Raw genomic sequence first — 20357 nt, forward strand, 5'->3', positions numbered from 1 at the left:
GCGCGCAGGAGGCGCTCACCCGGCTGGCCACGCCCGCCGCGGTGGCCGCCCTGGCCGCGCGGCTGCCGGCCGCCGCGGAGGTCCAGGAGCGGCTGCGGCTGGTGGCCGCGCTGGGCAACACCCGCCGCGCGGAGGCGCTCGACGTGCTGGCGCGCCGCAGCGTGGAGGACGACACCAGCCAGGTGCGCGTCGCCTGCGTCGCCGCCGCCATGGTCGTCGCCGGCCAGGACGTGAAGAAGCGCGACGCGGCGCTCGCCGTGCGCGTGCTGCGCGTGGCGGTCAAGGCGCAGGACGCGGCGGTGCGGCTGGCGGCCCTGCGCGAGCTGGAGCACGGCGCCGAGTCCGGCCAGTCCGAGCTGCTGGCGGGCCTGTTCTCCGACCGCGACGTGTCCGTGCGCGCGGAGGCGGTGGAGCTGTACTCGCGGCGCGTGGTGGAGCACGGCGCGCCGGTGGCGCCGCTGGAGGAGGTGCTGCGCGGCGGCGCCCGCGAGGTGATGCTGCCGGCCGCCGAGGGCGTGGCCTTCAAGGGCGGCGTCAGCGCGCTGCGCCCCCTCCTGCTGTACGCCCGCGCGGGCGAGGACGGCCAGCGCGAGCGCGCCCTGCGCGCCCTGGGCACGCTGGGTGACGCGCGCGCCCTGTCGGAGCTGGAGACGGTGGCCGCGGGCGGCACGCCGGAGGCCCCCACCGAGCCGAGCATGGTGTGGGCCGCCATCGAGGGCCTGGGCCGGCTGGCGCCCAAGCTCCCCGAGGGTGACGAGCGGCGCCGCGTCGAGGAGAAGGTGGAGGCCGCCGCGGTGGAGGGCGCCACCACGGAGCTGCAGCAGGCGGGCGTGAAGGGCCTGCGCGCCATGGGCGGAGAGCGCGCCCGCGTGAAGCTGGAGGCGCTGCTCACCGACGACGCGACCGACTCCGACGTGCGCATCACCGTCGCCCAGGAGCTGGGCAAGCTGCGGGACCCGCTGGCCGAGACGGCGCTGGCCGCCACGCTCGACGCCGATGACGACGACCTGCGCCAGGAGGCCCGCAAGGCCCTGGACGCGCTGTTCCCCAAGGAGCGCACGCGGGTGGAGTTCCTGGCCGTGGCCAGCATCTACGCGGACATCTCCGGGCCGGCCGCCACCTACCTCTCCAGGGAGGGCGAGCCGGCGCTGCTGGTGCCCCGGCTGGCCACGCTCGCCAACGTGCAGCTGCGGCTGCGGCTGCGCCGGGGCCTGGCGCGTCGCGGCGCCCTGCCGCTGCCGGAGGTCGTCGCGCTGCTGGGCCACGACAAGCCGGAGGCCCGCGAGGAGGCGGCGCTGCTGGTGGGCACGTGGACCGGCGAGGCCCGCGAGCCGACCCAGGTGGACGTGGCCGCGCTGTCCCGCGCGCTGGTGACGGCCGAGCGCCGCACCGCCGCCGAGTGGCTCGCCGCGCCCGGCCCCAAGCGCGCGCCGCTGGCCACCGCGTGGGAGCGGCTCCTGTGGGCCGCGTCCCGCCTGGGCGCCCCGGCGATTTCGGACTCCGCGCGCGCCATCCTCGTGGGGGGCCGGGACGTCGCCCCCGCGCCGGTGCGCCAGGAGGCCGCGCGCGCCCTGGGCCGGCTGGGGACCGCGGGCGCCACGGCGAGGTTCGTGGGCCAGCCCCCCGCCCTGGTGCTCTCGAACGACAAGGAGCGCGCCGCCGTGGTGGAGGCCCTGCGCGGCGCGCTGGGTGATTTGGACGCGTGGGTGCGCGCGGCGGCGGCGGACACGCTGTCGCGGCTCGCCCCCGCGCCGTCCGCCGCGTGGGCGCTGGAGGTGAAGCCCTTCGACCCGGTGGCCCTCGGGCCCACGGCGGCGAAGGTGCCCGTCGCCGCGCTCACCACCTCCGAGGGCCGCCGCCTGGCCGTGCCGCACCTGCTGGCCACGGCGCGGCTCGCCCCGCTGAAGGACGCCGCGGACGGCGTGAAGCCGGAGGCGCGGCAGGAGCTGTGGGCCGCCATGGGCCGGCTGGGCACGGACGAGGCGGCGAAGCTGCTGCAGGCGTCCGCCTTCGACAAGTCTCACCCCGTGGAGCTGCGCAAGGCCGCCTGGCGCGCCCACAAACGCGCGAAGCGCGCCCTCGAGCGCGCCAGCCGGAACCGGAAGGAAGGGAACCCGTCGTGACGACCGCCACCCGTCACCCCGTCGAGCTGCGCTACGCCACCGCGAGCGACGTGGAGTCCACGCCGGACGCCTCGCGCGTGCTGCTGGCCCTGGAGGGCTCGCGCGGCACCGTGGGCGTCCGCGGCCGCGTGAAGGCCCCGGCGCTGTTCCGCGACGTGCTCGCCGCCACGTTCGGCGTGCTGTCCTCGGACCTGCGCTACCGGGGCAAGGACCGCACCGCGTACCTCGCCTACCTCATGAAGCAGGGCAAGCGGGCCACGGCGCAGATCTGGGAGGCGCAGAAGGCCTTCCTCGACAACGCCCTGGACGGCGAGGAGAAGAAGGACGCCGTGCTGGACCCGGTGCTCACCGTGGACCCGGACAGCGTGTCGCTGGAGGTGTTCTCCCGCGACGAGAGCGCCTACGCGCGCCTGTCGCTCGACAACGCCCTCTTCGAGGGCCGCGAGGCCGCGCACGGCTCCACCTTCCTGGACGTGCCGGCGGACCTGCCCGCCCGGGTGGACCGGCTGCGCGCGTACCTGCCGGTGTCGCTGGAGGCGCACGTCGCCCTGCCCGCGAAGCCGTCCCAGCCCGCCCGCGAGGCGCGCAACGTGGAGGTGCCGCACGCGTGGCTGCGCGGCTTCCTCCAGGTGCAGTCCGCCGCGACGCTGCCGGCCAGCACCTGCGTGCTCGCGCCCATCGACCTCTACAACGTCCTCTTCGCCCTGCGCACCCGCAAGTCGAAGAAGGCCCCGCGCGCGCTGCGCTTCGAGCTGATTCCCGGCGCCGCGCCCCGGCTGGTGCTGGAGCCCTGGGAGCTGGTGCTGGAGTGCCACGGCGGCACGTACACCGGCACCACGCCCGCGGTGGTGCGCACCTTCGGCCGCCAGCGGCTGATGGCGCTCGCGCGGCTGCTCCCCCACGCGAAGTCCGTGCGCCTGCAGCTCATGGGCCCCGGCCTGCCGGTGTTCTGGGTCATCGACATGGGGATGGCCACCCTGACGATGGGCCTCACCGGCTGGACGGAGAGCGGCTGGTCCTCCGCCGCGGCCTTCGACGTGCTCATGCCGCGCGCGGTGCCGGACGGGCTCGCCCAGAAGCTGCGCGACCGCCTGCGCGCGGACGGCCCCCTGCCCTTCGAGACACTCGTGGCCGGCGCCGGCGGCGCGACGAAGGAGTCCGTGCGCGCGGCGCTCCAGCTGGAGTGCCTGCGCGGGCGCGTCCTCTTCGACGTGGCCCGGGGCCAGTACCGCCCGCGCGACCTGATGCCCACGCCGGTGGACGAGTCCGTCATCCGCTTCGGCAGCGAGCGCGAGGCGCGCGCCCACCGCCTGCTCGGCGACGGCGGCCCCGGCGCCGGCGAGGTGAAGCTCACCAAGGTCCACGAGGTCGTGGGCGAGGGCACCCGCATCCACGGCGAGGTCGTTGACCGCGAGGCCGTGCGCAGCTTCTTCCCCAGCTTCACGTCGGACCTGGAAGGCCGCGTGAAGGACGCCACCTGCGGCTGCCCCCACTTCCGCCGCTCCGGCATGCGCGAGGGCCCGTGCGAGCACCAGCTCGCCCTGCGCCTGGCGTGGTCGCGCCGCCGCGCCGAGGAGGAGGCCCTGCGCCAGACGCCCGAGGGCCGCAAGCTCATCCGCGCCGAGACGCGCTCCTACGTGCGCCGCGACGCGGACACCGGCCTCGAGCAGGTCTATCGCGTCTGCCTCGACGGACAGGTCGTCTCCGTCGAGTGGGGCCCGCGCACCGGCGCCGCGCGTCATCAGCGGCTCTGGTTCGATTCGGACGCGGAGGCCCGCTCCGCCTATTTCACGCGCCTGGAGAAGCTTTCCGCCGAAGGGTACATCGACGCGGCGGCTTCCTTGGTGTAAACCCCCAACCACGGCTCGGCCGCTTCTCGAAGTGGCCGAAAGGGCAGGTGCGACGGAAGACACGATGAAGCGCGCTTCACGCGCGAGCAGTCGAGAGAGGTCTGGAGTGCATCAGCCTGAGCGCCTCGAGCGCGGGAGCGGCGTTGCGCCGCTCCGGTTGGAATGCAGGACACTCTCCGCAAGGTAGCCTGTTCTTGGCTCTCTCCCTCCCGCGCACTACGGTGGCGGCGGGCAGCGGAGCCAACGACGCAACCGCCGTTTGCCCGCCGCCACCGTAGTGCGCGGGAGGGGAGAGCCGGTGAGGCTACCGTGCCACAGGTGAGATGGTGGTGCTTTCCTGGCCTCCCTCGACTGCTCGCCAAAACCTGCTTCGTCCGACGCCGACGCGCCCCCTCCTCGAGGTGCTGACATGACCGCCAGGCTGGAGTCGTTCGTCCCCGCAGCTGCGCCGGAAGTCACCACTCCGCCCGCGCCGCAGCCCGCCAACGCCAGCACCCTCCACCAACGCGAGGTCCGCCGCGCCGCGCACGAGGCGCTGCTCACGCGCTGGAAGGCCATCCTCGAGGCCGGCGGCGCCGACGCCTGGGTGCAGGGCCAGCTCGCCTCCCGGGGCCTCGCCGTGGGCGACCTCGACTCCTCCCGCGCGTCGGAGAAGGAGAAGACGGCCTGGAAGGAGAAGAAGAAGGCCGAGGCCACCGAGCGCCGCGCGCTGGAGCGCCAGGCGCACGAGGCCTGGAAGGCCACGCACGTGGGCCACCTGGGCCCGGGCGTCCACTGGTCGGAGTCCGAGTCCCCCGACAAGTTCGACATCGCGCACCGCGAGGAGCGCGCGAAGGCCAACGGCCTGCCGGAGCTGGGCTCCGCGGAGGCGCTCGCCAAGGCGCTGGGGCTGAGCGTCTCGAAGCTGCGCTGGTTCGCCTTCCACCGCGAGGTGGACACCGGCAGCCACTACGTCAGCTGGGGCATCCCCAAGCGCGACGGCGGCACGCGCACGATTACGTCCCCCAAGCCGGAGCTGAAGGAAGCCCAGCGCTGGGTGCTCTCCAACGTCGTGGAGCGGCTGCCCGTGCACGGCGCCGCCCACGGCTTCGTCGCCGGGCGCTCCATCCTCACCAACGCGCTGGCCCACCAGGGCGCGGACGTGGTGGTGAAGGTGGACCTCAAGGACTTCTTCCCCTCCGTGACGTGGCGCCGGGTGAAGGGCCTGCTGCGCAAGGGCGGCCTGCCGGAGAACACCTCCACGCTGCTGGCGCTGATGGCCACGGAGGCCCCGCGCGAGACGGTGCAGTTCCGCGGCAAGACGCTCTACGTCGCCAAGGGGCCGCGCGCGCTGCCGCAGGGCGCGCCCACCTCGCCGGGCATCACCAACGCGCTGTGCCTCAAGCTGGACAAGCGCCTGTCCGCCCTCTCCAAGCGCCTGGGCTTCACGTACACGCGCTACGCGGACGACCTGACCTTCTCCTGGATGAAGGCGAAGCAGCCCAAGGCCCGCCGCGCGCAGGGCGCGCCGGTGGCGGTGCTGCTCGCGCGGGTGAAGGAGGTCGTGGAGTCCGAGGGCTTCCGCCTGCACCCGGACAAGACGCGGGTGGCGCGCAAGGGCACGCGTCAGCGCGTGACGGGGCTGGTGGTGAACGAGGCCCAGGGCCGCCCCGCCGCCCGCGTGCCGCGCGACGTGGTGCGCCGCCTGCGCGCCGCCATCCACAACCGCCTGAAGGGCAAGCCCGGCCGCGAGGGTGAGTCGCTCGAGCAGCTCAAGGGCATGGCCGCCTTCGTCCACATGACGGACGCGGCCCGCGGGCGCGCCTTCCTCCAGCAGCTCTCCCAGTTGGAGGCCCGCGAGAAGCAGGCCTCCGCCGAGCCCGCGCCCAAGGCCGGCTAGCTCACGGCGCCGCGGCCTCCGAGGCCCCGGCTTCCTCCGGGGCGGGCGGCGGGAGCAGCGCCGCGTCGAGGAAGCCCCGCAGCCGGCGCGGATACTCCTGGGGTTCGGTGGCGCTGAAGTTCCCGTGCCCCGCGCCCTGGATGCGCCACGTCTGCGCGTACTCGCGCACCTTCGCGAACAGCGCGTCCGCGAGCGGCTGGCCGGACTCCTCCGAGCCCATGACGATGAGGAGCGGCCGGGGGCGGATGTGCTCCACCGCGTCGATGGTGCGCACCTCGTCGAGGGCGATGCCCCGGCGCCAGAAGGGCACCAGCGCGCCGGACTGCGAGACGACGCCGAAGCGGCGGAAGTCATACGCCGCCGCGAGCCACAGGGTGTTGAACGGGGACAGCAGCACCACGGCCCGCACGCGCGCGTCCTTCGCCGCCACCTCCGCCACCGCGGCCGAGCCGATGGAGAAGCCGACGAGCGCCACGCGCTCCGGGTCCACGTCCGGCCTCGCCCGCACGAAGTCCAGCGCGGCCCGCACGTCCAGCCGCTCCTTGTCTCCCCACGTCGACGTCTCGCCCTGGCTCTCGCCGTGCGCGCGCAGGTCGAAGAGGAGCACGCCGTAGCCCGCGTCCCGGAGGATGCGTGCCTCCGCGAGCAGGTCCGCGCGCGTCTGCGACAGGCCATGCGCCAGCACCACGGCGGCGCGGTTGCGCGACGGCACGTACCAGCCCCGCAGCTCCAGCGCGTCCGACGTGAAGACACGCACGTCTTGCGCCTGCGCGAAGTCCTCGGGCTTCTGCGGCGCGACGCGGGGGTAGTGGAAGTAGCCCTCCGAGTGTCTCAGCGCTCGCGCAAAGACTAGCAACGCCGCCAACACCCCCAATGCCAGCACGCCCCCCAACACCTTTTGCCACTTCATGAGAATCCACCCTGCCGGGTGAGAGCCCGGTCGCCTGCCCTTCAATGCGAGTCAGCCACGACACATGGTCAACATCGCGAGGTGCAGTCTACACTCGATGGCATCAACTCCGAGGCGTGGTGACGACCCCTCTCGTTCCGCGCGACTTCTCCCGAGATGCCGTGAGCACATCCAAGACGACTTTCGATGCGGTGGTGGTGGGCTCCGGGGCGTGCGGGGGGTGGGCGGCCAAGCAGCTCACGGAGGCGGGGCTGAACGTCCTCGTGCTCGAGGCGGGGCGGAGCAACACCGCGGACCGGCTGTTGTGGACCTGGCACCGGGTGAAGCAGAAGCTGCTGGGCTACCGCGCGGAGACGGACGAGAAGCGCAAGCAGCGCCAGTCCGTGCAGTCGAGCACGTTCGCGTGGCCCTTCCACCCGCACGCGTTCGTCGACGACGTCGACAACCCGTACACCACGCCCGCGGACGCGCCGTTCTCGTGGATTCGCGCCCGGCAGGTCGGCGGGCGCACGTCGGTGAAGGCGCACGGCCGCCAGTTCTATCGACTGTCGGACTTCAACTTCAAAGCGGGCAGCCAGGACGGGCACGGGCCGGACTGGCCGCTGACGCTGGCGGACCTGGCGCCGCACTACGAGACGGTGGAGCGGTGGATGGGCATCCACGGCAACCGGGACGGCCTGGACACGCTGCCGGACTCCGTCTTCACCGCGCCCATCACCATGACGCCCGCGGAGCAGTGGCTGAAGGAGCACGTGGAGCGGCGCTGGCCGGACCGGCGCGTCATCGTGCGCCGCACCGCCTCCGCGCCCGTCACCCTGCCCGCCGCGCTGAAGACGGGCCGGCTCACGCTGCGCACGCACGCGGTGGTGAACCAGGTGCAGTACGACGACAAGCAGGGGCGCGTGACGGGCGTCACGTATGTCGACACGGAGACGGGCAAGGTGCACGAGGCCCGGGGCCGGGTCGTCGTGCTCGCCGCGGGCACCATCGAGACGACGCGGCTGTTGCTGCACTCGCGCAGCGCCGCGTTCCCGGACGGGCTGGCCAACTCGTCGGGGCAGTTGGGCCGCAACCTGATGGACCACACGTACCTGCTGGGCATCGAGGCGAAGATGAACCTCTCCGCCGACCGGCAGCGCATGGAGCAGAGCTGGGCGTACATCCCCCAGTTCCGCAACGTCACCACGCGGGAGGACGGCTTCGCGCGCGGCTACGGGGTGCAGGTGTTCACCTTCGGGGACAGTTGCCACTTCGTCCCGTTCGGGGAGATGGTGCCGCGCGCGGAGAACCGCGTGACGCTCGACCCGAAGGTGAAGGACCGCTGGGGCATCCCCGCCGCGCACATCGAGTGCCGCCACTCCGACAACGAGCGGAAGATGAACGCGGACGCGGTGGCCTCGTGCCAGGAGATGATGCGCGAGGCGGGCTTCACCGTGGAGAAGGTGAACGACGCCATGGCCACGCCCGGCATGGCCATCCACGAGGTGGGCACCGCGCGGATGGGCTCCGACCCGAAGACGTCCGTGCTCAATCCGAACAACCGCGCCTGGGACGTGGCCAACCTCTACGTGATGGACGGCGCGAGCTTCCCCTCGCAGGGCGCGCAGAACCCCACGCTCACGATGATGGCCCTCGCCGTCCGCGCCTGCGACCACCTGGTGGGCGAGTTCAAGGCCGGCGCGCACTGAGCCGGGCCGGGCCTCACGCCGTCACCGGAGCGCGACGCGCCCTGGCGAGGTCCACGCCCGCCAGGGCCACCGCGGGCGCGAGCAGCGAGGCCGCGACGAGCCCCGTGTGCAGCCACGTCCAGTGGTCGGTGACGGCGAGCCACGCGTAGAACATGAAGACGTGGAAGGCGTTCCAGGCGAGCGCGAGCACCGCCAGCCGGCGCCAGGAGCACTCGCGCGCCCGCCCCAGCAACGCCATGCCCAGCAACGCGAAGGCCAGCCCCTCCACGACCATCTGCGCGAGGCTCCCGTTCGGATGTCCGTAGTAGCTGTCGCAACGCTCCACGTGGGGATTCCAGGCGACGACCGCCGTCAGCAACAGCAGGTGGGGCAGGAAGTCAGGCCATGGCTTCACGCGCCCACGCGCGGCGACGAGGAAGCAGACATTGAGCACCAGCAGCAACACGCCCTTCGAGAAGAAGAAGACGTTGCTCCATCCCCAATCACATCCCCCCTCCATGAAGAGGACCATGCCCTCGTCACACAGCGGACCAGGTGGCAACGGGAAGTGGAGCCCCACCACGTCGAGCAACACCCCAGCCAACGGCACGAGCAGGTAGACACGAAGCACCCTGGGCAGGTCCGCGCTGGGTGAGGAGCGCGGTGAGTTGGAAAGGAGGCACCGAGGTCCCCTGGCTCCCCGTGGTGTCGCGCGGCGCCGGCCCACCCTCACCGCGCGACCACCGGGCAGGGTAGCACGTCCCGCGCGACGCTCAGGCCCGGCCACCCCGGCCGCCCAGCACGGCGCCCCCGAGCAGCAGCACCGCGAGCCCCAGCGCCACCGGCCCCAGCCAGTTGCCCCAGGACAGGGCGAGCGGCGTCATCGCCGTCGTCGCGGGCACGCGCATCGCCAGCGTGCCGCGCTGGTCGTCGCCAATCTCACCCAGCACCGCGCCCGTCGCGTCGATGAGCGCGGAGACGCCGGAGTTCGTCACCCGCACCTGCGGCCGGCGCGTCTCGATGCTGCGGAACACCGCGTGCGTCAGGTGCAACCGGGGCCCCGGCGTGCCCACGAACCAGGAGTCGTTCGACAGCGTGAGCAGCAACTGCGCGCCCTGCCGCACCTCGTCCGCGACGTACGAGGGGAAGAGCGTGTCGTAGCAGACGAGCGGCGCCACCGTGAGTGCCCGCCCGTCGCGCAGCCGCACGCGCACCGTCCGGGGGCCGGGCCCCCGCGACCAGCGCCCCGTCCACGGCAGCCATTCGCGCACCGTCGGCGTGTCGATGGCGTCCGGCACCCACTCCGTCAGCGGGAACAGCATCGACTTGCGATACGCCGTGCGCACCGGCGCCCCACCCCGCTCCGCCGGGGGCTCCAGGAACATCGTCGCGTTGTACTCGCGCCCGCCCTCCACGTCGTACGAGCCGAACACCAGGGGCACGCCGCGCGCGGCGACGTAGCCGTGAATCTCCGCGTCCAGCTCCGCGCCCGCGTCGCTCTTCGGCACGCCGAAGGGCGTCGGGTACACCGTCTCCGGCCACACCAGCAGGTCCACCGGCCCGTCGCGCAGCAGCGCGTCCGACAGCGCGTAGTGCGTGTCGAGCACCCTCCGCACCACCTCGTACGCGCCCCGCTCCGCCTTGAGCTTCTCGTAGTTCGTGATGTTGGCCTGCACCGCGCCCACCACCAGCGACGGCGCCTCGGCCGTCGCCTCACGCACCTCCCGCAGCCGGTGCGTCCCGTACCCCGCCAGCCCCACCAGCAACAGGGCCGCGCCCGCCAACGGACGCAGCGACGGCGCGAGCCCGCGCGCGCGGAAGGTGCGCGCCGCCGCGAGCACACACTCGTTGACGGCCAGCATGACCAGCGTGAGCCCCGGGGCGCCCGCGAGGTCCGCGCCCTGGCGCAGCCGCTCCGACGACACGAGCCCCAGCCCCAGCGTGTCCGCGAGGAGCTTGGGGACGAGCCACTCCACGCCCACGTACACCAGCATGCCCACCACGCCGGGCAGCCCGCTCTCCTTCTCGCCCAGGCCCCGCCGCGCCAGCCACCGCCCCAGCGCCGTCAGCACCCACTGCGGCTGGAACAGCGGCGCGAACAGCACCATCCCGCCCCAGCACACCCACAGCGGCGCGCCGGAGTACGCCTGGAGCGCGCGCGGGAACCAGCCGAACACCAGCGCGGAGAAGACGACCGCGAGCCCCACGCCCAACGACAGCGCGCCCTTGAACGTGCGCGCCTTGTCCACCGCGGCGAGCCAGGGCGTCAGCCCGACGAAGCCCAGCGCCAACCATCGCGACTCCAGCGACGAATAGCCCCACAGCGCCAGCGCGGTGAGCGCCACGGAGGCGACGCCCCGGTATCGCCACGAGGGCGCCGCTTCCCATTGCACGCCCTTCAAGGCGCGTCCTGGGACCCGTTGGACTGGGGCAGCTCCAATATCCGGATGGGCAGCCCCGGCGGCGCCAGCTCGGCGGGCACCACGCGGTTCTCCGGGATGGGGATGGGCTGGCCGTTGGCGTCCACCGGCTGGTGGTCCGGATGGAACATCAGGATGGCCTCCACGCGCTCACCCTCGTCCGTCGACTGGTAGTGGCGCACGTAGCCGGGAGGCAGCTCGAAGTCCTCCGGCACCACGATGCCGCGCTTGAGCGGCTTGGTGCCGGGCCGGTACAACTGCATTCCCGTGGGCCCCGACGAGGGCATGTCGGCCTCCTGCGTGGACCCGGGCGCGCCTTCCAGGTCGCCCACGACGACCTGGGGTTCGGCCTGGGCGGGGACGGGCCGCGGCGCGGGCGCGCGCGCGACCACGGGCGTGGGCTCGACCGCGGGCGGCGGCGTCACGACGACGGGCGTCTCCTCCCACGCGGGCGTCGCCACCTCCTCCGAGGAGAGCCAGACGCTCGCGCCGATGGCCAGCAGCGTGAGCGCGAGCGCGCCGCCCACGAGCCAGCGTCCGGCGCCCCCTCCGGAGCGCGCGGGCGCGACGTGGGTGACGCCATCGCCGTCCACACGGCGTTCAGGGGATGGGTGCTGCGGCCGCATGCTCGCCGGGAGACCTCCGCGCTGCGTATGCTACGAGCGCCCTCCCGCCGAGGCAATGCGCCCACTCCCGGTCGCGTCCGCCCGCGCACCCCCACCCTCCCGCGCGCATGAGCTCCCCGTCCGCCGCCGCACGCCCCTCCGACTCGCCGCTCACCGTGCCCCGCGACACCTTCTCCCTCCACGCCTGGCCCGCCGCGCGGCGCGGCATCGCGCTCGCCGCGTGCCTCGTCGCCCTGGCGGACCTGGCCTTCTTCGTGGGCTGGCTGCTGGTGGACATCCTCGAGGGCGCCCAGCGGCTGACGCCCGCGCCGCTCGCGGCGGGCCTCGCCGTGGGGTGCGTGCTCCCCCTGGCGCTGGTGGCGGGACTGCGGCGGGCCTCGCGCGCCACGCTCGAGGTCGATGACGCCGGGCTGACGCTCGTCCTGCGCGACGGCGCGCGGGTGGAGGTCCCCTTCGACGCGGTGGAGGCCGTGCGGCCCTGGCGCCTGCCCCTGCCACGTCCGGGGCTCGCGCTGCGCTTGAAGTCGGGCCGCGCGCTGGACCTCGGGCTCGAGGCCGAGGACGCGCTGCCGGTGCTGGAGGCGCTGGAGCGGCGCCAGCCCGCGCTGGGCGCTGCGGCGCGCCATCCGCTGGTGCGCTACGGCCACGCGCGACACGCGCTGTGGCGCAAGCGCTGGTACCACCTGGGCTTCAAGTTCGTGCTCTTCCCGCTGCTGCCCACGAGCATCTTCTTCCGCGCACACCAGTACATCTCCTTCGGCGGCGCGTTCGGCGAGTACCAGGCGGCCGGACTGGGGGCGTACCTGCGCACGTTCGGGCGGTACTACGCGCCGGTGGCGATGTGCCTGCTCCTGGTGGCGTGCTTCTGGCGCCCCCTCACGGAGGGCGCGTCGCTGCTGGCCGCGTGGCTGTGGCCGTCGCGCGCGCGGGGGGTGCGGCGGGGCGCCGAGTGGCTGGGGAGGCTCGTCTACTACGCGGGCATCCTGGCCTTCACCGCGTGGCGCTTCCTTGCGTGAGCGCGGGCTGGACGGGCGCCGGAACGACGAAGCCCCCGACCCGGGTGACGGGTCGAGGGCCTCGGGAGAGCGAAGCCCCGCCTGACGCGGGGGCGCTCAGTGCATCACGGCGTGGCGGGGTTGCTGCGAGCGCCTTCCCAACCCATGCGCTCGTGGCCCGACTTGTTCCACTCGGGGTTCTTGCCGTCGACGACCTGCGCGTCCGTGAACTGCGGCGCGCCCGTGCCGGAGCCGGAGCCGGAGAAGATGTTCACGCCGATGGTCGTGCCGTAGTAGGTCGGGTGCGTGTCGTCCGACTGGAGGTAGTCGTAGCTGGTGCTGGCGTTGACGAAGTGCGTGTTGGAGTCGCGCAGCGTGGAGCGCAGCGTGGTGGTGATGCGCGTGACGTACGCGGACTCGGTCTCACCGGCCTTGTAGCGGATGGCCGCGGAGTCGATCTGCCCGTCGCCGTTGCTGTCGTAGTCCGCCGCCATCATCTCCGCGAAGGAGTCGGCGCACTTGAAGCCGTACTTCTCCGCCAGGCTGCAGGTGCGCCAGTTGCTGCGCGCCAGCAGCGGCAGGAACTTGGTCTGCTTGTTGACCGTCGCGCCCGTCGACGCGTCCTTGCAGCCGGTCTGGACGTTGTCGGCGTTGAAGCCCGGGTAGTAGATGTTCGAGACGATCTTCACCTTCGCGGTCGTCGCGTACTGGTTGATGGTCTGCATGGCGCGCTCGGTGTACGTCGCGCACGCGCTCAGCGCGGCCTCCAGCCCGCTGTAGTCACACGTCCCGGACTGACCCGAGAACGCGCTGCGGGCCTGCAGGTAGTCGTTGCCGCACATCTCGAACAGCACGACGCGGGTGCTCGCGTCCTGCATGTACGAGCGCTCGGAGACGATCTTGTTGTTGTAGATGTCGTCCGCCTTCGCGCCGGACTTCGTGCGGCGGATGACCTCGACGTCCGTGTTCCACGTCTTCGCCAGGTACTCGCCCTGGACCACCGGCGCGGCGCGGCGCGCGACGCTCGTCAGGCCACCGTTGTAGCCCGCATAGATGGAGTCGCCGTAAGCCACGACGCGATACTTCGTCGTCGACGTGGACCGGTCGATGGTCCACGAGGTGTTCTGGTTGATGGTGCTCGCCATCGCACTACCGCTCACCGTGGCGGCCGCCACCACGGCGGCAAAGGACAGCCCATTGCGACGGAAGGACATGCCCGCTCTTCTTTCTTCCCGCTGGGGGGATGTAGGGGGAAACCGAACCGTACACGGCGTCGATTCGTGAATCACCCGCAAACTGGAATAACGCGCTCAGTCGGAAATCGTGTTTTGGTTGGAACACCCACCGCCGGACGATGGTGGTGTCTGCTTTTTGACGCGATGCAACAGATGACGCGGTGTTTCATTTTGTTTCATGTCGCAAGGAGGGAGTCGCGGTGAGGTGGACCGGGAGCGCGCGTGTGCTGGCGCAGTGGCTGGTGTTGGGGGCGCTGGTGGGCGGGGTGTGCGGCGTGGCGTCCGCGGGGTTCCTCTGGCTGTTGGAGCAGGCGACGCACGTGCGGGAGCGGCACGAGGTGCTGGTGTACGCGCTGCCGTTGGCGGGGGTGGTGCTGGGGTGGGTGTACGGGCGCTGGGGCGGGCCGATTCGCGGGGGCAACAACCTGGTCATCGACACGGTGCACACCGGGGACGCGCAGGTGCCGTTGCGGATGGCGCCCATGGTGTTGGTGGGGACGGTGCTGACGCACCTGTTCGGCGGGAGCGCGGGGCGCGAGGGGACGGCGGTGCAGATGGGCGGGAGCCTGGCGGACCAGATTGCGCACCGGTTCCGCGCGGGGCCGGACCTGCGGCGGGAGCTGCTGGCGGCGGGCATCGCGGGGGGCTTCGGGTCGGTGTTCGGGACGCCCATCGCGGGGGCGGTGTTCGGGCTGGAGGTGGTGGTGGTGGGGCGGCTGGGCTACGAGGCGCTCCTGCCGGCGCTGGTGGCGTCGGTGGTGGGAGACCTGGTGACGCGGGGGCTGGGCATCCACCACACGGTGTATCCGGTGCCCGGGGCGCTGCCGCTCTCCGTGGACGTGCTGGGCCGATGGTTGGTGTTCGCGGTGGGGGTGGCGGCGGTGGCGGTGGTGTTCGTGGAGGCGACGCACCGGCTGAAGGGGTTGTTGGAGAAGCGCGTGCCGTGGCTGCCGGTGCGCATGGCGCTGGGCGGGGCGGCGGTGGTGGCGCTGTGGCTCGCGGCGGGGACGGACGCGTACCTGGGCCTGGGGGTGCCGGGCATCCTGCGAGCGTTCGAGGACCCGGCGTTGCCCGTGTCCGCGTTCGCGTGGAAGCTGGTGTTCACGGCGGTGACGCTCGGCTCGGGGTTCCTGGGCGGAGAGGTGACGCCGCTGTTCTTCATCGGCGCGAGCCTGGGCAACGTGCTCGCGCGGCTGTTGGGGATTCCCGTGGACCTGGGCGCGGCCGTGGGCATGGCCGCCATGTTCGCGGCGGCGGCGAACACGCCCCTCTCGCTGTCCATCATGGCGGTGGAGCTGGTGGGCGCGAGCGTGCTGCCGCACGTGATGATCGTCTCCACCGTGGCGTACCTGCTCACCGGGCACCGTGGCATCTACCCGTTGCAGCGCATCGCCCGTGGGAAGCATGGCGGGCCGCTGTTCGGGGGGGCGGTGCCGCTGAAGGAGCTGGAGGCCCCCGGGCCTCGCGGGCCCGGGGGAGACGGAGGTCAGGGCTCCGGGTAGTGCCAGACGCGGCCGTCGTCACCGACGAGCCAGAAGTCTCCCGAGCCGGCCATGGCGATGTCGAAGAGGGGCTTTGCGGGCACGGAGCCTGTTGGCGCGGGGAGCTTCGGCTCCTTGGCCCAACCGTATGGAGTCAGGCGTTGGAGCTGCGCATTCGCGCTCTTTTCCACGAGGTAGGAATCACCGTTGGGTAGCATCACCACGCTGGAGAAGTCCACCGTTCCCGCTGGCGAGACAGGCGCCTGATTCCAGGTCGAGTTCCCGTCCCACATCCATGCGCGGCCCCCCGTGCCCACCGCCGTGGCCGTCGTGTTGCTTCCCATCCACACCGCGCTGACATAGCCGTTCGCCGGCGCGGGCAGGATCTGCTGCGCGACGGGATTGGCCCAATCACTGTTCCAATAGGACCACAGCCGAGGGTTCTCGGTCCCCCCAGACCCCGAGGCAACCATCAGCCGGTTCGCGTCGATGCCATGGATTCCGTAGTACCGACTGCTGTTGTCATTGCGTTGGATGGGAGAGCTTCCAGGGACCCAGCTATGGAGCCGGCCCTCGACGTCCACCAGGTAGATCGTCACCGTCGTACCGTTCTCGAACCCCACCATCCCCCGCACCTCTGCATTCCCCGTGACGCTGTTCGGAGCAGAGCAGGAAGTGCCGTTGTGCTTCACGACGTATCCATTCCCGCCTGAGAGATAGACGTTGCCTGCCGAGTCCACCCAGGAGGCATGCCAATCATAGGGCCCACAGTTTCCCGCGGGAGACGACCCTCCGTAGTAGCTGAAGTCCGTGAAGGCCTGCCCCGCCGCCTTGCGCACCGCCAGCTTTCCCTCGAGCCCCGCCACCCATACCGGGTAGCCGCTCACGCCCACCGCCACCGTCCGCCAGTCATGACCGGTGCCACCCAAGGCGACATCGGCGACCACTTTCAGGGTGCCGCCACATGACAGGCCTTCATCCACCGTCCCCGAGCAGTTGTTGTCGATGGCGTCGCACACCTCCACGGCGCCGACCCTCACCTTCGGGTCCGCGTCGTCGCAGTCCTGCTGATTGCTCACGGACTTCGAGGGCGGTGTGACGCCTTCACAGACCTCTACGGCCTTGCCATCCACGGAGCCCTGCCCATCCCCATCGGCATCCGGGAAGTAGAAGACCGGGTCCGCCTTGCTGCACACCACCGAGGAGTGGTCCGCTCCACAGACGACCACCCCCCCACAACTCCTCGCGCACGCCTGTCCCTTCGTCGGGAAGGTCTCATCGGCATTGCCGTCACAGTTGTTGTCCTTCTCGTCGCACAGCTCCGTCGCACCAGGATGGCGGGCCGCGTCCGCGTCGTCACAATCACCGCCGCGCGTCGCGTAGCCCATCGCGGGCTTGCAGCCGAGGATGGGCGAGCCCACGCCATAGCCGTCCCCATCCTGATCGACGAAGAGTTCCTCGACCGGCAGTCCCTCGTCCGCGAGGTTGTCGCAGTCGTTGTCGATGCTGTCACAGACCTCGGCATTGCCCGGGAACCGCAACGCACCCGTCACGGGAGTGTCGTCGCAATCCGTGCCCCCACTGGCCAACGGGACATACCCATCACCATCCGCGTCCGGCGCCGTCAACCGCACCACCTGCTCGACCTTCAGCGCCTGCGGAGCCAGGACGACCGACTCGGTATCCACCGCCAGACCCGCGCAGGAAGACTCATGCGCACTGACCGTGAGCCGCACGTCCCCCGCCCACTCGGGCCCGCGCAGCAGGCTCACCTTCACGGGAGACGTCTGCTTCGCCAGGTCCGAAATCGTCTGCTCCACCTTCAGCGAAGCGTTCCGCTCGTCCTCCGCCACCACCCGCAGACACCCCTTCTTGAAGCTCGGCGTATACTCGATGGAGACCTTCACCTCTCTCCCCGCCAGCAGCTCCTCCAGCCCCGGCACCGAGCACCCCGCCAACAACAACGCGCCCACCAGCCACAACCTCCCGGCCCGCTTCATGGCGTCTCCTCCGCGACCACGGAGGCCGACTCACTCGGCGCCCCCATCACCAGCCACGTCGTCACCGCCCCCACTGCCGCGGCCACCGCCGTGCCGAACAACACGTTCGCCGCCGTCGCGCTCCCCTGCGCCTTCGAGTGGTGGTCCTCCACCTCCGGGACGGTCCTCGCCGCCCGCGCCTCGTCCACCTGGCTTCGCGAGGACAGGCCGAACACCGTCCCCACTCCTCCCGCCGCCACCCCCGCCCCCAGCAGCACCATGCTCAACACCGGCACCCGGCGGCCAGCCAACGCCAGTCCACCACCCTCGCTCCCGGACGGCGCCCACTCCGGCTCCGTCGGCTCAGCGGGCTGCGTCGCGGGAGGTGGCACCAACACGGGGCGCGGCTCCGCCTTCGCCGTCGGCACGTCCTTGGGCTTCTGCGCGACGACAGCGGCCCTTGCCGTCCCTCGCTGCGCCTCGAACTCGCGCGCCACCTTGGGCGACACGTGCAGGGGCAGCTCCGCGTCGAGCTGAAGGTTCAGGGCGGCGTGGAAGTCCTCTCGCGCCTCCTCCCATCTCCCGAGCTCCGCCTTGACGATTCCCTGCAAGAGCAGGATGGAGACGGCCTCGCTCGCGTCATGCGGCAGGACGCTGGCCTTCTGCAGCTGCTTCAGCGCCAGCTCGTAGTCCAGGTCCTCGTAGAGGCGGATCGCCTCCGCGAGCTGTCGTTGAACCGCACTCTCGGCCCCCTCCGCACGCGCTGACAGCAATACCGTCAGGCACACCAGGACCGTGAGCCCACCCCTCCAGGAACGCTCATTGGGCATCCCAGAACTGTACGCCCAAGCCGCAATCCAAGACAAATAGACCAAGGCAACCTGGGTGCCGCTGCGCCATGCCTCGAAGCCGAGAGGCATGGCGCCCGGGTCGATTACGGCTCCGGGTAGTGCCAGACCCGACCGTCGTCACCGACGATCCAGAAGTTTCCGGGGCCCGTCGCGGCGATGTCATAGAGGGCCTTGGCGGGGACATCCGTGGTCGGCGCGGGCAGCTTCGGCTGCTTGGCCCAACCGAACTGCGTGAGCCGGTGGAGCTGCGCCGTCGTGCTCTTGTCCACGACGTAGGAGTCGAGGGCATCCGGATTGGGCGGCACCACCACGCTGGTGAAGTCCACGGTCCCCACGGCAGGCGCTTGATTCCAGGTGGAGGTCCCGTCCCACCGCCACGCGCGGCCATTGGTTCCCACCGCCGTGGCCATCGTGTTGCTTCCCATCCACACCGCGCTGACATAGCCGTTCGCCGGAGAAGGCAGGATCTGCTGCGGGATGGGATTGGCCCAATCACTGTTCCAATAGGACCACAGCCGAGGGTTCTCGGTCCCCCCAGACCCCGAGGCGACCACCATGCGAGTCACATCGAGGCCATGGATGCCGTAATACTTGCCAGTGTTGTCATTGCGCTGGGTCGGCGCGGTGCCAGGAACCCAGGAGTGGAGGCGACCCTCGACGTCCACCAGGTAGATCGTCACCGTCAACGTCGGGGGCGTGCCGGACTCGAACCCGATCATCCCCCGCACCTCCTCATTTCCAGAAACGTTGGCCTGGGCACTGCAGCTCGTGCCGTCATGCTTCGCGAGACGTCCGTTCTGGCCCGCCAGATACACATTGCCCGCCGAATCCACCCACGACGCCAACCAATCCGTCTTGCCACAATGATTGACGGCCGGTGTGCTGCCCTCGCTGAAGTTCGTGAACCCCTGCCCCGCGGCCTTGCGAACCACCAGCTTGCCATCCATGCCCGCCACCCACACCGGGTAGCCGTTCGCGCCCACCGCCACCGTTCGCCAGTCGTGGCCGTCTCCGCCCAGGGCAACATCCGGCACCGCCCTCAGCGAGCCTCCACACGCCAGGTCTTCATCCGCCGTGCCCGAGCAGTTGTTGTCGATGGCGTCGCACACCTCCACCCCACCGACCTTCACCTTCGGGTCCGCGTCATCGCAGTCCTGACGGTTGCCGAGCACGTGGCCCGCGGGAGGATTGGCTCCCTCGCAGACCTCCGCCGCCGAGACATCCGCTGAGCCCTGCCCGTCCCCATCGACGTCCGGGTAGTACAGCGCCGGGTCCGCCTTGTTGCACACCACGGAGTTCTGGTCCGCGCCGCAGACGAACACTCCACCGCAGCTCCCCGCGCAGGCCTGCCCCTTCGTCGTGAAGGTCTCGTCCACGTCGACGTCACAGTCGTTGTCGATGTCGTCGCAGACCTCGGGGTTCCCAGGGAAGCGACGAGCCCCCACTCCAGGGCTGTCATCACAGTCGAACACCCCGTCCGCCCTGCGATGCACGTACGTGTTGCCGGAGGGCGCCGTGCAGCTCAGCGTGGGCGCCTCGTTCCGGGGGAACGTGTCGTTGTCGGCGTCGAGGAACCACTCCTTGTCGAAGCCCTCGTCCACCACGTTGTTGCAGTTGTTGTCGATGTCGTCGCACAGCTCGGTCTTCCCGGGGTGGCGCGCCAGACCCGACACCGGGGTGTCGTCACAGTCCCCGCCCACGGTCGCGTAGCCCGTCGCGGGCTTGCACCGGTTGATGACCGAACCCGTGCCGTAGCCGTCGCCATCCCGGTCCACGTAGAGCGCCTCGATCGCCAGCCCCTCGTCCGCGGTGCCATCGCAGTCGTTGTCGATGTCGTCACAGACCTCGGTGTTGCCCGGGTAGCGCTGCGCGCCCGTGTCACGCGAGTCGTCGCAATCCGTGCCCCCGCTCGCCTTGTCCACGAACCCGTCACCGTCCGCGTCCGGCGTCGTGAACTGCATCGCGTACTGGGGCTGGATGCCCTCGCCGCTCAGGTCGAAGACGTTGACCTGCTCCTCGCCCACCCGCGCGCCGCTCTTGTCGCAGGCCTGCTCGTGCGCGGCGACCCGCACCCGGACCTGGCCGCTCCACCCCTCCTTGCGCAGCACGGCCACCTGGAGGAACGGGCCACCGGCCTCGCCGTTCCGTTCCGGCTTCGGGCTGATGAGCTTCTCGTCCCGCAGCGACGCGTCCGCGGCGTCCTCGGCGGTGACGTGGAAACAGCCCTTATCGAAGCCCGGGGAGTATTTGATGACGAGCTTGGCCGCCGCCTGTTCCTTCGACTTGGAGCAGGCGACCACCAGCAGCGGGAGCAAGAACAAGGCAAGGCGACGCATGGGGC

At 71.6% G+C, this 20357-nt stretch carries 14 protein-coding genes; 6 read left to right on the forward strand and 8 right to left on the reverse strand.

Features of this window, described 5'->3' with window-relative positions; all coding sequences use genetic code 11:
* From LZ198_RS26595 to LZ198_RS26605, 3 genes are all read left to right on the forward strand, one after another.
* Window positions 1-2123: HEAT repeat domain-containing protein (locus LZ198_RS26595; RefSeq protein ID WP_323382911.1), on the forward strand; the 2123-nt coding region annotated here is incomplete at its 5' end.
* Window positions 2120-3973, forward strand: coding sequence for an SWIM zinc finger family protein (locus LZ198_RS26600; protein ID WP_253974868.1), 1854 nt, complete (start codon window positions 2120-2122; stop codon window positions 3971-3973). The genes LZ198_RS26595 and LZ198_RS26600, both read left to right, overlap by 4 nt.
* 409 nt (window positions 3974-4382) lie before the next feature.
* Window positions 4383-5852 carry a reverse transcriptase family protein gene (locus LZ198_RS26605; protein WP_253974869.1) on the forward strand — a complete coding sequence of 490 codons (1470 nt, stop codon included), beginning with the start codon at window positions 4383-4385 and terminating at the stop codon, window positions 5850-5852.
* 1 nt (window position 5853) lies between these two features.
* Here the strand turns inward: LZ198_RS26605 and LZ198_RS26610 are convergent, their stop codons facing one another.
* On the reverse strand, window positions 5854-6762 hold the full coding sequence (locus LZ198_RS26610; RefSeq protein ID WP_253974870.1) for an alpha/beta hydrolase: 909 nt from the start codon (window positions 6760-6762) through the stop codon (window positions 5854-5856).
* Between the two features lie 161 nt (window positions 6763-6923).
* Between LZ198_RS26610 and LZ198_RS43470 the strand changes: the two genes are divergently transcribed.
* A complete protein-coding gene (locus tag LZ198_RS43470) occupies window positions 6924-8450 on the forward strand; it encodes a GMC family oxidoreductase (protein ID WP_253974871.1) in 1527 nt (508 codons plus the stop codon).
* 13 nt (window positions 8451-8463) lie between these two features.
* On the opposite strand, the gene LZ198_RS26620 is transcribed toward LZ198_RS43470, so the two are convergent.
* The 3 genes from LZ198_RS26620 to LZ198_RS26630 form a co-directional block, all read right to left on the reverse strand.
* Entirely contained in the window at window positions 8464-9060 is a 597-nt protein-coding gene (locus LZ198_RS26620; RefSeq protein WP_253974872.1) for a hypothetical protein, read from the reverse strand.
* 142 nt (window positions 9061-9202) lie between these two features.
* Window positions 9203-10822 carry an apolipoprotein N-acyltransferase gene (lnt, locus tag LZ198_RS26625; RefSeq protein ID WP_323382926.1) on the reverse strand — a complete coding sequence of 540 codons (1620 nt, stop codon included), beginning with the start codon at window positions 10820-10822 and terminating at the stop codon, window positions 9203-9205.
* Between the two features lie 5 nt (window positions 10823-10827).
* Window positions 10828-11442, reverse strand: coding sequence for a hypothetical protein (locus tag LZ198_RS26630; RefSeq protein WP_253974873.1), 615 nt, complete (start codon window positions 11440-11442; stop codon window positions 10828-10830).
* A 140-nt stretch (window positions 11443-11582) separates the two neighbouring features.
* Here LZ198_RS26630 and LZ198_RS26635 point away from each other — a divergent pair, with 140 nt between their 5' ends.
* Entirely contained in the window at window positions 11583-12491 is a 909-nt protein-coding gene (locus tag LZ198_RS26635; protein WP_253974874.1) for a hypothetical protein, read from the forward strand.
* Between the two features lie 104 nt (window positions 12492-12595).
* On the opposite strand, the gene LZ198_RS26640 is transcribed toward LZ198_RS26635, so the two are convergent.
* Window positions 12596-13684, reverse strand: a complete 1089-nt coding sequence (locus LZ198_RS26640) for an SGNH/GDSL hydrolase family protein (RefSeq protein ID WP_253974875.1) — start codon at window positions 13682-13684, stop codon at window positions 12596-12598.
* A gap of 221 nt (window positions 13685-13905) precedes the next feature.
* On the opposite strand from LZ198_RS26640, the gene LZ198_RS26645 reads away from it, so the two are divergent.
* Window positions 13906-15207, forward strand: coding sequence for a chloride channel protein (locus LZ198_RS26645; RefSeq protein ID WP_253974876.1), 1302 nt, complete (start codon window positions 13906-13908; stop codon window positions 15205-15207).
* Here LZ198_RS26645 and LZ198_RS26650 read toward each other — a convergent pair.
* The 3 genes from LZ198_RS26650 to LZ198_RS26660 form a co-directional block, all read right to left on the reverse strand.
* Window positions 15192-17186, reverse strand: coding sequence for a putative metal-binding motif-containing protein (locus tag LZ198_RS26650; RefSeq protein WP_253974877.1), 1995 nt, complete (start codon window positions 17184-17186; stop codon window positions 15192-15194). The two genes, LZ198_RS26645 and LZ198_RS26650, sit on opposite strands and share 16 nt — an antisense overlap.
* Entirely contained in the window at window positions 17183-17938 is a 756-nt protein-coding gene (locus LZ198_RS26655) for a tetratricopeptide repeat protein (RefSeq protein ID WP_253974878.1), read from the reverse strand. The genes LZ198_RS26650 and LZ198_RS26655 overlap by 4 nt, the downstream gene beginning before the upstream one ends.
* Window positions 17939-18099: 161 nt before the next feature.
* On the reverse strand, window positions 18100-20352 hold the full coding sequence (locus LZ198_RS26660) for a putative metal-binding motif-containing protein (RefSeq protein ID WP_253974879.1): 2253 nt from the start codon (window positions 20350-20352) through the stop codon (window positions 18100-18102).
* Window positions 20353-20357 lie beyond the last annotated feature (5 nt).

The sequence above is a fragment of the Myxococcus dinghuensis genome (assembly GCF_024198235.1).
In the GTDB taxonomy this organism is placed as follows: Bacteria; Myxococcota; Myxococcia; order Myxococcales; family Myxococcaceae; genus Myxococcus; species Myxococcus dinghuensis.

Coding starts and splice junctions, on each gene's coding strand:
- LZ198_RS26635 (WP_253974874.1), top strand. CDS start 11,583: ATGAGCTCCCCGTCCGCCGCCGCACGCCCCTCCGACTCGCCGCTCACC.
- LZ198_RS26660 (WP_253974879.1), bottom strand. CDS start 20,352: ATGCGTCGCCTTGCCTTGTTCTTGCTCCCGCTGCTGGTGGTCGCCTGC.
- LZ198_RS26640 (WP_253974875.1), bottom strand. CDS start 13,684: ATGTCCTTCCGTCGCAATGGGCTGTCCTTTGCCGCCGTGGTGGCGGCC.
- LZ198_RS26610 (WP_253974870.1), bottom strand. CDS start 6,762: ATGAAGTGGCAAAAGGTGTTGGGGGGCGTGCTGGCATTGGGGGTGTTG.
- LZ198_RS26605 (WP_253974869.1), top strand. CDS start 4,383: ATGACCGCCAGGCTGGAGTCGTTCGTCCCCGCAGCTGCGCCGGAAGTC.
- LZ198_RS26650 (WP_253974877.1), bottom strand. CDS start 17,186: ATGAAGCGGGCCGGGAGGTTGTGGCTGGTGGGCGCGTTGTTGTTGGCG.